Source organism: Bacillus sp. FSL E2-8887, from assembly GCF_038007205.1.
Taxonomy (GTDB): domain Bacteria; phylum Bacillota; class Bacilli; order Bacillales; family Bacillaceae_G; genus Bacillus_A; species Bacillus_A mycoides.
Window position 1 is genome coordinate 1361573 of the sequence record NZ_JBBOWS010000001.1, and the last position, 14382, is coordinate 1375954.

A 14382-nucleotide genomic window follows, 5' to 3' on the forward strand; every position below is an offset into this window, starting at 1 on the left:
CATTTTATTAATAAAATAATAAAAATACAGAAATTCTTTTAAAAAAATATTAAATTTTCTCGTTTTATTTTGTATAATGAGTGAGAATGATAAGGTGAAATATTAAGATATATTTATACATAGAGGGAGAGAACCAAAAAGAATGGCACATAAAATTTTAGTTGTAGACGATGCGATGTTTATGCGAACAATGATTAAAAACTTATTAAAAAGTAATTCGGAATTTGAAGTTATCGGTGAAGCAGAGAATGGGGTAGAAGCGATTCAAAAGTATAAAGAACTTCAACCTGATATTGTAACACTAGATATTACTATGCCAGAAATGGACGGACTTGAAGCATTAAAAGAAATTATGAAAATTGATTCGAGTGCAAAGGTTGTTATTTGTTCTGCAATGGGACAACAAGGTATGGTATTAGATGCAATTAAAGGCGGGGCAAAAGACTTTATTGTAAAGCCATTCCAAGCCGATCGTGTTATCGAAGCTTTAACAAAAGTAGCAAATAGCTAATATAGAAGGGGTGCCACAAAGAATCAAATCAATGATAGCGGATAGACGTGTGGCCCCCTTTTTTCTCGTTATAAAACACTAAATTGTTATACATAAATGAAATGTTTGTTAGACAGGTAGGGGATTAAAATGCAAACAGATCTATTAAATATATTTTTTGAAGAAGCAGAAGAACATTTACAGTCGCTAAATGAAAATGTGCTAAATTTAGAACAGAATCCTGCCGATATGGGTGTTGTAGGGGAAATATTCCGCTCAGCTCATACATTTAAAGGTATGTCTGCGAGTATGGAATTTGCGGAAATGGCAGATTTAACTCATAAGATGGAAAATGTTTTAGACGAAATCCGTCATGGAAATATGATGGTGAATGCTAATATTATTGATGTTATTTTTGAGTGCATCGATAATTTAGAAAAGATGGTTACAGATGTGCAGCAGGGCGGAATGGGTAATATTGATGTTGTATCTACAAAGCATAAATTAGAAGCATTATTAAATGGGAATGTAGAAGTTTCTATGGAACAAGTAGAGCAAAGTAGTATAAACAATGATGATACAGTTTCACATGAAGTATATATAACCGTCGAACAACAAGCCATTTTAAAAGCAGTACGTGCCATTATGTGTATTGAAGCATTACAAAATGTAGGGGATATACAAAAAACGGTTCCAAGCATTGAAGAAATCGAAGCGGATGCTTTTGGATTTGAGTTTACAGTATATATGGATACTGATCGTAGTGTTGAAGAATTGAAACAGGTGGTGCTTCACGTTTCTGAAATTGAGAAAGTAGAAGTGAAGCAAGGAAATATAGCTGAAGAAGGAATCGTACAATCTATTGCAGCAACGCAGCTGGATCCATCTCTAGAGGCACGAACTCCAACAGCTAGTACTACACCGGCTAAAAGTAATACAAAAACGAAAAATGCTAAAGTAGAGAATCGTTCTATTCGTGTTCAGTTAGAAAAAATCGAAAGATTAATGAATATGTTTGAAGAAAGTGTAATTGAGCGTGGACGAATTGATGAATTAGCAGAAACGATTCAAAATAAAGAGTTAATCGAGCATTTAAATAGATTAGGGGATATTTCAAAAGATATCCAAAATGTATTGTTAAATATGCGTATGGTACCGATTGAAACGGTCTTCAATCGTTTTCCGCGTATGGTACGTATGTTAGCGAAAGATTTAGGTAAAAAAATCGATTTACAAATTAAAGGTGAAGATACTGAAGTTGATAAAATTGTTATTGACGAAATTGGTGATCCACTCGTTCATTTAATTCGTAATGCAATTGATCATGGTATTGAAACTGTCGAAAACCGACGTGATGCCGGGAAAAATGAGACAGGTACTATTAAATTAGAGGCGTTTCATAGTGGAAATCATGTCGTAATTCAAATTACTGATGATGGAAATGGTATTCATAAAGGAAAAGTATTAGAAAAAGCGATAAAAAATGGTGTTGTAACAGAATCAGAGGCAAATAAATTAACGGATCGTGAAGTGTTTGATCTTATCTTCCAACCGGGATTTAGTACAGCGGAAGTTGTATCTGACCTTTCTGGACGTGGGGTTGGATTAGATGTTGTTAAACATACGATTCATAGTTTAGGTGGGCATTTAATTATTGATTCTGAAGAAGGAAAAGGAAGTACATTCAGAATTGAACTTCCTTTAACATTGTCTATTATTCAATCAATGCTTGTTCAAACAAATGATAAGCGTTATGCCTTGCCTCTTGGCAATATTGCTGAAGCCATTCGAATTAAGAAAGAAGACATACAATCGTTACAAGGGAAAGACGTTTTAAACTATCGCAATCAAATTATTGAAGTGAAACATTTAAGTACTGTATTTGGTGAAAAAACAGTAGATGAGGCGTTCGCATCATATGATAGTCAAATGGTTCCTGTGTTAATTGTTCGTAATACACATCGTAGCTATGGACTTATCGTAAACACAATTATCGGTCAAAGAGAAATAGTTTTAAAGTCATTAGGTGATTTCTTTGCAGAGAGCTCTAACTATTTCTCTGGTGCGACAATTCTCGGTGATGGACGAGTGGTCCTCATTTTAAACCCAGAAGGTTTATAATAGGAATGAAGGAAGCTCCCCACTTGTATACAATTGGGGAGCTTTTTGGGTAGAACTAATAATATAAGTATATGAAAACCGTCGTTTACACATATTGTGGAAATAAATACATGTTCACAATTCGGATGATAAGTTTGGTAAAATATAACGAGTGTAATAGAGAGTTTAAATCATTTGATAGAAAAACAAAAATGAGGAGGCAGGAAAAATGCCTGAGCAACACACAAAAGGGGATACTGGCACAATTGTGCTAGAAAAAGAAAATGAACATTTAACGCCTCAAGAATGCGATATTCTTGGTGAAATCGCTAATATATCATTTGGTTCAGCTTCGACTGTATTATCAACAATTTTAAATAGGCAAGTAAGTATTACTGCTCCTCAAGTAGAATTGGTAGATTTATATGATACAAGTGATGTTGAAATTCCACATGTTGTATTAAATATCCATTTCACAAAAGGATTAGATATGGAAAATCTTCTTGTTCTTCAACAAGATGTTGCTTTATCTATTGCTGATTTAATGATGATGGGAACAGGTGAAGTTGAAGAGGGAAAAGAGCTTGGTGAATTAGAGCTAAGTGCAGTACAAGAAGCTATGAATCAAATGATGGGATTCGCAGCAACATCTATGTCAGAATTCTTCCAAGATACGGTAGACATGTCTCCGCCAACAATTAAAGTTGTGCAACTTACAGAAGAGATGGAGAAGATTTCTGGTATTAATGGGAATAATATGGTTGTTAAAGTATCGTTTGAATTAAAAATAGATAATCTTGTGAATTCTCAGCTTGTACAGGTTGTTTCAGTTGAACATGCGAAGCGAATGATAAATAAATTGTTACAATTATCTGGTGGTGTGGAAGAAGAAATAGATGAGCCGGCGGAAGTGCAGGAAACTGAGATTGTAGAAGAGCATGTAGAAAAAGAGCAATTAACACAAGAAGAGAAAGATGTGCTTGGTGAAATTGCGAATATTTCAATCGGTTCGGCTTCAACAGTACTATCGACGCTTTTAAATCAGCCTGTCACTATTAGTACACCAAATGTAGAGGCGATTAATGTTCGTCATTATGAAGGAGTACCGGTTCCGTTTGTTATTTTAAATGTCGATTTTGTTGAAGGACTAAAAAATGAGAATGTATTCGTATTTACGAAAGATGTTGCTTTAACAATGGTAGATTTAATGATGATGGGAACGGGTGAAATTGATCCGGAGAAAGAGCTAAGTGAATTAGAGTTAAGTGGCATTAAAGAAATTATGAACCAAATGATGGGGCATGCTGCAACAGCGATGTCAGAAATGTTTAAAGAAAAAATGGATATGACACCACCAGACGTTAAATTTGTTTCTTTAAAAGAAGAAATGGAATATTTGGGAGAGTCGATGGCAGTTGACGAACTCGTTCAAATTACTTTTAATCTTGAAATTGGTGATCTCCTTCAATCAAAGATGTATCAAATACTACCGATATCAGAAGCGAAAGAAATGGTTAGAAGACTTCTATATCCGATGGTGGAAGAGCAAGAAGAAATAGTTGAGGAAGTTGTTGAAGAGGAAGAAATTCCTGCACCAGTCGTACAGCCAATTGAATATAAAGAAGTCAAGCAAGTTGAGCCAGTATATATGGATGCATCTATTCTACAAAATGTAGAAATGAATGTTAAATTTGTATTTGGAAGTACAGTGAGAACAATTCAAGATATTTTAAGTCTACAAGAAAATGAAGCGGTCGTACTTGATGAAGATATTGATGAACCGATTCAAATTTATGTGAACGATGTATTAGTGGCGTATGGAGAACTTGTAAATGTAGATGGGTTTTTCGGAGTAAAAATGACGAAATCGCTATAAGGCGTCAAAATAGGAGTTTGAACAAATAGATGAAAAACGTAAAGTTTTTTCTAGTTAGTTGGCTATTCTTACATATATGTATATTTTTACCAACGCGAGGGCAGGCAGAAGAAAAAAGTGTACAAGATCAAAATATAAGCGAAATGAATGACCAAGAGGGAAAAAATAAAGAAGTTCAGGAACAGCCGGAACAAGTGGAAATGCCCTCGGTTGAAGATGAAAAAAAAGCAGTAGAAAATGAGCAAGGGAAAGAACAAAAAGAAGAAAGAACGATAGAAACAGACCGAGGGGTTATTACAGTTAATAAGCAGGAGCTAAAGGTTGGCGAAGAAGTGTGGATTGCTGTAGAACCAAATGAAAAAAACATTCAAAGTGTAAAAGGTATATTACAATTACAAAAAAATGGTGAGCAGTACAGACAAGAGAGAATAATATCTTTTGAGTATGAAGAAAAAACGAAGCGATGGATCGCTAATTATAAGGCCGGAATATATGATTTACAAGGTGATTGGAACCTTAGGCTCGTTGAAAGCTATAAAGAAGATGAGAAGGAAGAAGTAATAGAGAACGAATTAAATGTCCCGCTCATTCGTATAAACAATGAAGCACCAACTATAGATAAAGAATTGCCAAAGTTAGAGAAGGTTACTATTGATGAGGTAAAAGGGAACTTAATTGAACGGAAAAAGGGAGAATCCGTTCATATACGAGTACAAACGGTAGATATAGAATCGGTTGTTAAAGAAGTGCGCGTTATATTAAAAGGAAAAGAAGACGGTAACGATATTACTTTTTTATTAGACTATAATAAACACGACATGGATTGGCACAAAATATTTGAAATAACAGAAGCTTTACCTGTTGGGCCGCATCAACTTATTGTGGAAGTAACAGATGGGGCAGGTAACAAACTTGTGACAGAGAGTGAATATATCGTTTCTATTATCGAACAAAAAGTGAAAGATGATGAGAAGATAGAAGAGCAAGAGAATCAAAAGGAAGTAGAAGATAAGAAAGAAATTGAGAAGCAGGAAGATCCGAAAATAGAGATTTCTCTTCCAGAAGAAAAACTTCCAGTTGTTCAAATTCCAAAGCAAGAAGAGAAAGTGAACTCTTATATAAAAGAGCCGTTGAAAGAAAAAGAGGAAATCAACTACGTTATAAAAGAGTCGTTAACAGACAACAAGGAAGTAAATAATGTGAAAGTTCATAAAGAGAAAAAAAGCGAAAATGACAATCAAGTCGTTTCTAAAAAGAAAGAGAAAATAGAAGAACAACAAGAAAAGAAAGAGGAAAAAAGTGAGCAGGGAGTACAAGCTTCTAATGTGTTTGCTGTTATGTCAGGATTATTTGTACTGTTTTTAGTTTTAAAGAGTAATAAAGAATGGGGCTAATAATTTGATAGTAGTGGAGGCGCTTAAATGGAAATTAAACGTACGACAATTGAAAATAAGACGCTACAACCATTAAAACAGCCTGCAGCTATTTCAGAACATGAAATTCAGAAAGAACGAAAGCGGAGTAACCTTGTGTTTACTGGGCAGCCCAAAATCATTTCGAAAAACAATGAAATAGGGATGTTGCTTGCAAGTTTAGGTGATGGAAAGATTGTAAAAGAAATGCTTTCTAAGGAAATGGATACGGTGTTGCAGTTGTTTTCAAAGTTACATATGTTGTCCGAGGAAGGAAAGCAATCGGAAAAAATATATGAACAAATTGTTAGAAGTTTACAAGGGATTATTAAGCAAGCGTATATAAAAGATATTCCGTTACTCGATGGGACGTATGATTTCGCTGAAGTACAGCTTTCATTCGGGCGAAAAGTACATATTCCTTTACTTGACGTAAGTGCTCTCATTTCTAGAGTGGAAAGTGATTCTTCAGAAGGAAATATAAATTTAATGATAACGGTTATTACAGCTTACATGACGAAATTGTCTAATGAAACAATCTTAATTAGCGGTACAGATCGTATTTCTAAAGAACGTGATGTGAGCGTGTGGAGAGCACTTGCAGAAATGAATATGACGCAATTATCTCATGCGTTGAAACATACGATTCAAGAGCATAAATGGTCTGTTACGGCTCTATTTCTCTTCATGTGGGTTATAGGTATCATATTGATTCGTATTATATAATAAAAAAAGGTCGTCATTTTAATTATGACGACCTTCTTTTATACTTTTTCGTAAAAGAATGTATCAAAGCGCTGAAGATTGTAGCGTTCAGGTGTTAAAATTTGTTCAGTGCTACCAACGAATAGTACGCCGCCCTTTCGTAATGAACGACTAAACTTTTCATAGAGCTTTACTCTTGCTTCTTCTGTAAAGTAAATCATTACATTACGACAAATGATTAAATCGTAGTTCGTATCAAATGACTGCATTAATAAATCGTGTTGTTTGAATATGACTTGTTGTTTAATGTTTTGGTGCAATATATATGTATCATCTTCTTTTGTGAAATGACGCTGTTTCAAATCATTAGGTAATTCTTTTAAAGAGCGTTCTGTATATTGACCGCGTTTTGCAGTTTCTAAAACATGAAAATCAAGATCCGTTGCTTGAATATCATAACGAAACGGAGCTAGATGCTTCGATAATATTAAAGAAAGTGTATATGGTTCTTCACCGGCAGCGCAAGCAGCACTCCAAATTTTTAATTTACCGTTATTTTGTTCAAGTAGCTTTGGTAGAGCTTTCGTCTCTAACGTTTGCCAGCGCTCTTTATTTCTGAAAAACTCTGATACGTTAATTGTAATATAGTCAATAAAACTTAAAAATAACGTTTGATCGGTGCGTAAATTATTTAAAAAATTTGTGTAATTTTCAAAACCTTTTCTCGAAATGAAAGCGTCGATTCTTCGGCGCATTCTATCTTGCTTATAGGAAGCGATATCCATATTAAAGTGCTGTTTAAAACTCGTAATAAAATGATTATAATCTTGTTCAGTTTTCATATTTACAATAGGCACAATAACGATATTGTGCCTCCCCCTTTACATCATACGAATTTTTTGTTCAAAGCTTTTTTTCATCTGCTTTTCATGTAAGCCTGGTAAATCATAAATAACAGCATCAATTCCTGCTTCTTTTGCAACGTCAACGGGAATGACAGACGTATGTTTATCTCCGTTATAAAAACAGAGAACTAAATCGGTATCTTCGACAATTTGCTTTACAAAAAACATATAATCTGATCGATAAATGGAGTCGGAAGGATGATCAAAAGCAATATACTCGGCTCCGTGTTTTTTTAAGTAATCAACGACTTCTTGAAATTCGTCTGTTAATACTTGTAACGGTTGTAGTGTGTAAAGACATAAATTTTGAGCAAGTCTTTCGTTTTCAATGAAGAAACGAAGAACTTCATTTTCAATAGATTTATAACATAATATGTAAATTTTATGTTTGTGAGCATAGTCAATTAAAAATTTTTTTATTTCTTCCTGATCTAATGCTGTTAATTGATTTGAACCACAAAGAAAAATATTCATAGATTTGTGCCACCTCATGCTAAATTGTAACATATCTTCTATAAAAAATAACTGCAAAATATCATTGTACAGAGTATAATTATAAATAACTAGATTTTACGATTAAGTTTAGAAGGAAATAAAAAAATAAATAGGTGATATATATGCTGCGTTCTATCTCACATAATCCAATTTTATCGCATATACCGCCTGCTACTCAAATGCCGAAAGAAGCAAATGTCAGGACAGGACTTGCTTTTTCGGATAATTTGCATGCAGATCCGAAAAACGATAAATTGTTAGAACAAATGGAAGCACTTGTTGATAACATTGGAGAAATTAAAGAGAAAATCGAATTAGAGTTAACGCTCGATAATGTAATGGAATACAAAAATACTGTAAAATCATTTTTGAATTTTTACGTTGATAACGTATTGCAGTATAAAGATGTTATGTCTCGTCATCCGCGTTACGGATATTCGCAGAAAATGACGATCGTAAAACAAGCTGAAATGGGATTAACTGAGTTAGAAGATGTTATGAATTTAATTAATACGAAAACAGGGCATTTAGAAATGTTAAATCAAATTGGAGAAATTCATGGTTTGATTGTAAATTTAGTCTTGTAAAGGAAAGGAAGCTATATGTACATACAATTATATGAAAAGCTCGTTATTATTCAAAAGGCATATGAAAATGTTCAAACGCTTGGGGAACAAATATATGAGAATTTAAAAAATAAAAATGTAAATGCAGTTCAAAAGTTGCAAGTAGAGCAATTGCAGTACATAGAAGGTGTTAAAGGATTATCGCGATCTTTTGAGGAAATGGTTGTTCAGCTTTGTAAGGAAAAGAAAATCGAACCTTTGCGTATGCGTTCGCTATTTTTGTATTTTTCTCAGGAAGAAATTGAAAAAATGGAAGAATTACAAAAAAACTTAAGTGAATTAGAAGGAAATGTAAAAATGATTCTTTTGAAAAATCAATATTACTTAAACGTACTATTAAAAACTACAGAAAGTATTGTGGATTCCGTTTCTGAATACAATTTGGAGAAAAACAATAATTCGCAAATCTTTATGAATGAACTATTGTAAAGGAGAAGTGAAGCATTATGAGATTATCTGATTATAATACGCCGTTATCTGGTATGCTAGCGGCCCAAATGGGATTACAAACGACAAAACAAAACTTATCTAACATTCATACGCCGGGTTATGTTCGTCAAATGGTAAATTACGGATCTGTTGGAGCAAGTAACGGTCATACGCCTGAACAGAGAATCGGTTATGGTGTACAAACATTAGGAGTTGACCGTATTACAGATGAAGTGAAAACGAAGCAATTTAATGATCAGTTGTCACAGTTCTCTTACTACGCATATATGAATTCTACTTTATCACGAGTAGAGTCTATGGTAGGAACGACAGGGAAAAATTCATTGTCTAGTTTAATGGATGGATTCTTCAATGCTTTTCGTGAAGTTGCAAAAAATCCAGAACAACCAAACTACTACGATACATTAGTTTCTGAAACTGGGAAGTTCACAAGTCAGATAAATCGTCTTGCGAAAAACTTAGATACAGCAGAAGCACAGACGACAGAAGATATTGAAGCACATGTGAATGAATTTAATCGTCTTGGTGCTAGTTTAGCAGAGGCGAATAAAAAAATTGGACAAGCGGGGACACAAGTACCTAATCAACTATTAGACGAACGTGATCGCATCGTTACAGAGATGTCTAAGTATGCCAATATCGAAGTATCTTATGAATCTATGAATCCTAATATCGCGAGTGTTAGAATGAATGGTGTTTTAACAGTAAATGGACAAGATACATATCCACTTCAATTAAATAAAGAAAAAGAACCAATGTCTGTTGCGATTTATGGATCGGATATTCCTTTAAATGGTGGAGCAATTCAATCAGCGATAGATACGAAAGCGAAGATTGCTAGTTATAAGAAAAACCTTGAAGAATTAATGAGTTCTGTAAAAGGTCAAGTGAATACAGTGATGGGAAAAGATTTCTTCGTTGGAGATCATGCGAAAGATATTCAGTTAAACCCTGAATTCGCAAAAGATGTTTCGAAAATGAAAATCTCCGCTGAAACAGCAAATAAACTAGCAGGAATTACGGATGGAGATTATAAAGAAGGTCTTTCTTATAAACAAGCATTAGACCAATTTATAGTTGGTGTAGCTTCTGATAAAAGTGCAGTGAATGCTTATCAAAATATTCATAAAGATTTATTAGAAGGTATTCAACAAGAAAAAATGAGTATTGAAGGCGTAAATATGGAAGAAGAGATGGTTAATTTAATGGCTTTCCAAAAATATTTTGTCGCAAACTCTAAAGCTATTACGACGATGAATGAAGTGTTTGATAGTTTGTTTTCGATTATTAGATAACATGTAGAAGGATCGAAAAAGCTTTTTTTGTGATGGAAGAGAGGATCCGGCGCAGGGTAGAAGCGGACAGAGCCTTTTAGTGGACCAACCCATGTTAGACCAGAGATATGAGATGGTTGAATGGGGAGTTAAGGGGGAGAATAGCCATGTTTAGCAAGCGTCCTCCCCCATGTAAATTAAATGAAAACGAAAAAGTTTTTTTTATGAGGGAAGAGGATAGCTGTATATAGGTGAGGTTTCTTCTTCGCGCCAATTCAAATATAGATAAAGGAGAAGGTAAAGATGAGAGTATCCACATTTCAAAATGCAAACTGGGCAAAGAATCAGATGATGGATTTGAATGTGCAGCAGCAATATCATCGAAATCAAGTAACTTCTGGGAAAAAAAATCTTTTTATGAGCGAAGACCCACTTGCGGCAAGTAAATCATTTGCGATTCAGCATTCGTTAGCAAATATTGAACAAATGCAAAAAGATTTAGCGGATTCGAAAAATGTATTAACACAAACTGAAAATACTTTACAAGGTGTTTTTAAATCTTTAACAAGAGCGGATCAATTAACAGTGCAAGCGTTAAATGGAACGAATAGCGAAAAAGAATTGAAGGCAATCGGTGCAGAGATTGATCAAATTTTAAAACAAGTTGTATATTTAGCGAATACGAAAGAGCAAGGCCGTTATATTTTCGGTGGGGATAGTGCTGAACAAGCTCCATTTACAGAAGATGGTACGTATCAAGGTGGAAAAAATGATGTGAACTGGCAACTAAATGACGGTTATCAATTAAAAGCATTTCGTAACGGAGAAGAATTATTATCCCCAGTTATAAAAACGTTAAAACAGATGAGTGAAGCACTGAATAACGGTGATCAAAAATCTTTGCAACCGTTATTAGGAGAAAATAAGAAAAACTTAGATAGCGTCATTAACCGTACAACTGAAGTTGGTTCAACTATGAACACGATGGAGACGTTTAAAACGATTTTAAGCGAGCAAAATTTAGCGCTTCAAGAAAATCGTAAAGAAATTGAAGATGTTGATTTAGCGGTAGCAATTTCTGACCTAGCGTATATTAATGCAACTTATGAAGCAACGCTTAAAGCAGTTAGTACGATGAGTAAAACGAGCATTTTAGATTACATGTAAACAATAAGGAGTGAGAAATATGGCAGGGACGTTAACAGGTATTGGTGGTAGACAACAGATTTGGAACCTCGGAAATAATATGATCGATACTTCTAACTTTGTAGAATTAGAAATGCAAGCGTTAGATATGAGGAAAACACCATATACTAATGAAAAGAACCAACTTTCACAAGATAAACTATTATATACAAGCTTAAAATCAGAATTTAGTTCTTTCACACAAACTTTTAAAAACTTGGCGGCTTTTAAAGGGAATGAGAAAAAAGTTACAACATCACAAGACAGTTATATTAATGTAAAAGCTGATGGTGGAGCGATTGCAGGAACTTTTAATATGACGATTACACAGCTTGCACAGCGTCATCAAATAGCTTCTAATCCTATTACTGATATAAATGCAAAACTTCCTAAAGATGAAACATTAAAACTAGGCGATAAAGATCTAAAAGTAACAACTGATATGACATATAAAGATTTAATAAATAAAATTAATGATGGAGATTATGGCGTATCGGCTTATACACTTGGAGATAAAATTTTTATGTCCTCGAAAAAAGAAGGAACAGATGGGGAAATTGATTTTTCAGGGAACACATCTACACTGTTTCAAGATATTGGTTTAGCTAAGGCGGATGGGACAGCAGTCAATACAATTAATGAAGCGCAAAATGCCAAATATAGTATTAATGGTATTGGAGCTGAAAGTTTTACAAATACAATTGAGGCTCTTCCGGGCGTGAAAATTGAATTGTTAAAGGTGACTGAGCCGAAAGTAGAAGGAACACCAGATGCGGGTACAACAACAGATCCAAAAGCAAAAGGTGTAGAATTAAAATTTACAGTAAGTGATTCAAATGTAACAGACGCATCAAATATTATTAAAAAGATGGTAGCGGATTATAATAAAGCTGTTTCTACAATAGATATTTTTGCTGGAAAAGGTGGAGCTTTCCAAGGTCAAGCTATTATGCAAAGTGTACGTCAAGCGATGAATAATGTTGTAACATTTTCTCAAGACGGTAATTATTTGTTTTCATTTGGAATTCAATTAAAGCAAGACGGGACGATGGAAGTTAATGATGAACAATTAACAAAAGCGTTAAAAGACAAGCCGGATGCAGCGAAGCAATTTTTCTTTGGTTCTAACGGTTTAGGGAAGATGATGGAAGAGCCACTTGATAAACTATTTGGTGATAAAGGTGTAGTTGGAGAGCGAGTAAAAAACATCGATTCTCGTGTAAGTGATTTAGATAAAAAGATTAAAGATATTGAAACACAAAATCTGCAAAAACAAGATGAAATTGTGAAGAAGTATCAAAAACTAGAAAGTACATTAGCGGCGCTAGATAGCCAACTAAAAACAATTAAAGCAATGACAAAACAAAAAAGTGATGATTAATGAAAGTTAAGGAAGTGATTGTATGCAAGCATGGCAACGTTATATGCAAAATGATATTATGACGAGTAATCCAATTAAAAATACAATTTTTATTTATGAAAGATGTATCGTTGAGTTTCGTAATTTAGAAGAGCTTTTAAATACTTTTAAATTACAAGAAGGAGATGCACTTCTTGAAAAATTAGAACGTATTTTTGAAGAGTTAAAACTTCAATTAAATCCAGAGATTACTAAGGATTTATATGATAGTCTATTCGGTTTATACGATTGGATTAGCATTCAAATTCAGACGATGAAAGTAACGCGTGAAGTAAAAGACATGGATGCGATTGTGCAAGTGTTACAAGATTTAATAGACGGTTACCGCGGAGCACTTGAAAATGAACAATGATATTTATCGAGCGTTTGTCGGCTGTTTTAATGAAATCGGAGAATTGCAAGTATCAGATGGGGAATTTGCTGAGAAGAGTGCAATGTTAAATCGCTGGATGATGACATTGGATGAAGAGACGCGCGCAGATGTTGCGGCGGAAGTGAGTCCATTAATAATTAAGGCAGCACAGCATATTCGAGATAAGCAAAAGATTTTGGAAGAAATGATTATGACAAATGATGGACGAATGAAAGCGAATTCGTTTTACGGTAAATTTTAATAGGGAAGTATGGAAATGGATACCCCTTTTAAAAGGGGATCCATTCCATTGTTTGAATAAGGCGTTCCGCTGATTGAGGTTTCACTTTATGACTGTAATAAAAAGAATGGTAATAATCCAAACAATGAAAAATAAGATGTCTTTATTTTATAGAGAGAAGTGTATGGAAGCTCTTTTTTATTGTTTATATATCAAAATGTTACATGGATTACTACGCGTATACAGTTTTTTATATTCTTTTTTATATTTTTGTATTTTTCTAAAGACAACAATGGAAAAATGGAATAAAATATGTAAGGGTACATAATAGATAATATTTTAATAAATAAATACATATAGGAAAATGAATAATAAAGTGAAACTTCCATCAGTGGATGATCATGCGCTAAACGAGCATGATGGAAAAGGAAGGGTGTGGAATATGCCAGATTTAGTTAGTGATGTAAGTCATTATATGAACTATTTAGTAACGAAGCGAAATACCGTTTCTAGTAATATTGCAAATGCGAATACACCTGGCTATAAAGCACAAGATGTAACATTTGCTGAGAAAATGAATATGAGCAGTGCATTATACAAAAAAAATGCTACGGATTTAAAGAGTAATCCAGATTTATATCAAACGAATGTAATGCACTTACCGACAGCAAATACGAAAAATACATACGCAAAGATTCAAACGAAATCAATGCAAACGAATAAAGATGGAAACAGTGTTGATGTAACGACAGAAATGCTAGATTTAATGAAAACAAACCAATTATACGGTGTTTCAATTAATGCAATTAATACGCAATACGCTATTAACCAAGCAGCACGTGGACGTTAAT

The 14382-nt window shown here is 33.9% G+C and carries 15 protein-coding genes; 13 read left to right on the top strand and 2 right to left on the bottom strand.

Features of this window, described 5'->3' with window-relative positions:
• Window positions 1-142 precede the first annotated feature (142 nt).
• The 5 genes from NSQ08_RS06835 (at window position 143) to NSQ08_RS06855 (ending at window position 6604) form a co-directional block, all read left to right on the top strand.
• Window positions 143-511: a response regulator gene (locus NSQ08_RS06835; RefSeq protein ID WP_000940577.1), complete on the top strand. Its 369-nt coding sequence runs from the start codon at window positions 143-145 to the stop codon at window positions 509-511.
• Window positions 512-640: 129 nt separating this feature from the next.
• Entirely contained in the window at window positions 641-2611 is a 1971-nt protein-coding gene (locus NSQ08_RS06840; protein ID WP_002126563.1) for a chemotaxis protein CheA, read from the top strand.
• Between the two features lie 208 nt (window positions 2612-2819).
• Window positions 2820-4466, top strand: coding sequence for a flagellar motor switch protein (locus NSQ08_RS06845; protein WP_340772818.1), 1647 nt, complete (start codon window positions 2820-2822; stop codon window positions 4464-4466).
• 29 nt (window positions 4467-4495) lie between these two features.
• Window positions 4496-5860, top strand: coding sequence for a transglycosylase (locus NSQ08_RS06850; RefSeq protein ID WP_340772820.1), 1365 nt, complete (start codon window positions 4496-4498; stop codon window positions 5858-5860).
• A 27-nt stretch (window positions 5861-5887) separates the two neighbouring features.
• The gene (locus NSQ08_RS06855; RefSeq protein WP_085310179.1) at window positions 5888-6604 is read left to right on the top strand and encodes a hypothetical protein; all 717 of its coding nucleotides are present in this window, start codon (window positions 5888-5890) and stop codon (window positions 6602-6604) included.
• A gap of 38 nt (window positions 6605-6642) precedes the next feature.
• Here NSQ08_RS06855 and NSQ08_RS06860 read toward each other — a convergent pair whose 3' ends face one another.
• Together NSQ08_RS06860 and NSQ08_RS06865 are read right to left on the bottom strand one after the other, a co-directional pair.
• On the bottom strand, window positions 6643-7425 hold the full coding sequence (locus tag NSQ08_RS06860) for a CheR family methyltransferase (protein ID WP_085310181.1): 783 nt from the start codon (window positions 7423-7425) through the stop codon (window positions 6643-6645).
• Between the two features lie 39 nt (window positions 7426-7464).
• The gene (locus NSQ08_RS06865) at window positions 7465-7962 is read right to left on the bottom strand and encodes a flagellar motor switch protein FliG (RefSeq protein WP_002030924.1); all 498 of its coding nucleotides are present in this window, start codon (window positions 7960-7962) and stop codon (window positions 7465-7467) included.
• Window positions 7963-8105: 143 nt separating this feature from the next.
• Here NSQ08_RS06865 and NSQ08_RS06870 point away from each other — a divergent pair, with 143 nt between their 5' ends.
• The 8 genes from NSQ08_RS06870 (at window position 8106) to flgB (ending at window position 14381) form a co-directional block, all read left to right on the top strand.
• Window positions 8106-8570: a YaaR family protein gene (locus NSQ08_RS06870; RefSeq protein ID WP_002141107.1), complete on the top strand. Its 465-nt coding sequence runs from the start codon at window positions 8106-8108 to the stop codon at window positions 8568-8570.
• 15 nt (window positions 8571-8585) lie between these two features.
• Window positions 8586-9038, top strand: a complete 453-nt coding sequence (locus tag NSQ08_RS06875) for a hypothetical protein (protein ID WP_085310183.1) — start codon at window positions 8586-8588, stop codon at window positions 9036-9038.
• Window positions 9039-9055: 17 nt separating this feature from the next.
• On the top strand, window positions 9056-10354 hold the full coding sequence (gene flgK, locus NSQ08_RS06880; protein ID WP_002141110.1) for a flagellar hook-associated protein FlgK: 1299 nt from the start codon (window positions 9056-9058) through the stop codon (window positions 10352-10354).
• A 282-nt stretch (window positions 10355-10636) separates the two neighbouring features.
• Window positions 10637-11500 (top strand): flagellar hook-associated protein 3, encoded by an 864-nt coding sequence (locus NSQ08_RS06885; protein ID WP_085310185.1) that lies wholly within the window; start codon window positions 10637-10639, stop codon window positions 11498-11500.
• A gap of 19 nt (window positions 11501-11519) precedes the next feature.
• A complete protein-coding gene (locus NSQ08_RS06890; protein ID WP_340772839.1) occupies window positions 11520-12899 on the top strand; it encodes a flagellar hook-associated protein 2 in 1380 nt (459 codons plus the stop codon).
• 22 nt (window positions 12900-12921) lie between these two features.
• Window positions 12922-13290 (top strand): flagellar export chaperone FliS, encoded by a 369-nt coding sequence (locus NSQ08_RS06895; protein ID WP_016104388.1) that lies wholly within the window; start codon window positions 12922-12924, stop codon window positions 13288-13290.
• Window positions 13280-13552, top strand: a complete 273-nt coding sequence (locus NSQ08_RS06900) for a hypothetical protein (protein WP_002086494.1) — start codon at window positions 13280-13282, stop codon at window positions 13550-13552. The genes NSQ08_RS06895 and NSQ08_RS06900 overlap by 11 nt, the downstream gene beginning before the upstream one ends.
• Before the next feature lie 343 nt (window positions 13553-13895).
• Window positions 13896-14381: a flagellar basal body rod protein FlgB gene (gene flgB / locus NSQ08_RS06905; protein ID WP_328068795.1), complete on the top strand. Its 486-nt coding sequence runs from the start codon at window positions 13896-13898 to the stop codon at window positions 14379-14381.
• Window position 14382 lies beyond the last annotated feature (1 nt).

Coding starts and splice junctions, on each gene's coding strand:
- NSQ08_RS06885 (WP_085310185.1), top strand. CDS start 10,637: ATGAGAGTATCCACATTTCAAAATGCAAACTGGGCAAAGAATCAGATG.
- NSQ08_RS06900 (WP_002086494.1), top strand. CDS start 13,280: ATGAACAATGATATTTATCGAGCGTTTGTCGGCTGTTTTAATGAAATC.
- NSQ08_RS06895 (WP_016104388.1), top strand. CDS start 12,922: ATGCAAGCATGGCAACGTTATATGCAAAATGATATTATGACGAGTAAT.
- NSQ08_RS06865 (WP_002030924.1), bottom strand. CDS start 7,962: ATGAATATTTTTCTTTGTGGTTCAAATCAATTAACAGCATTAGATCAG.
- NSQ08_RS06870 (WP_002141107.1), top strand. CDS start 8,106: ATGCTGCGTTCTATCTCACATAATCCAATTTTATCGCATATACCGCCT.
- NSQ08_RS06845 (WP_340772818.1), top strand. CDS start 2,820: ATGCCTGAGCAACACACAAAAGGGGATACTGGCACAATTGTGCTAGAA.
- NSQ08_RS06890 (WP_340772839.1), top strand. CDS start 11,520: ATGGCAGGGACGTTAACAGGTATTGGTGGTAGACAACAGATTTGGAAC.
- flgB (WP_328068795.1), top strand. CDS start 13,896: ATGAATAATAAAGTGAAACTTCCATCAGTGGATGATCATGCGCTAAAC.
- NSQ08_RS06850 (WP_340772820.1), top strand. CDS start 4,496: ATGAAAAACGTAAAGTTTTTTCTAGTTAGTTGGCTATTCTTACATATA.
- NSQ08_RS06875 (WP_085310183.1), top strand. CDS start 8,586: ATGTACATACAATTATATGAAAAGCTCGTTATTATTCAAAAGGCATAT.
- NSQ08_RS06840 (WP_002126563.1), top strand. CDS start 641: ATGCAAACAGATCTATTAAATATATTTTTTGAAGAAGCAGAAGAACAT.
- NSQ08_RS06855 (WP_085310179.1), top strand. CDS start 5,888: ATGGAAATTAAACGTACGACAATTGAAAATAAGACGCTACAACCATTA.
- flgK (WP_002141110.1), top strand. CDS start 9,056: ATGAGATTATCTGATTATAATACGCCGTTATCTGGTATGCTAGCGGCC.
- NSQ08_RS06860 (WP_085310181.1), bottom strand. CDS start 7,425: ATGAAAACTGAACAAGATTATAATCATTTTATTACGAGTTTTAAACAG.
- NSQ08_RS06835 (WP_000940577.1), top strand. CDS start 143: ATGGCACATAAAATTTTAGTTGTAGACGATGCGATGTTTATGCGAACA.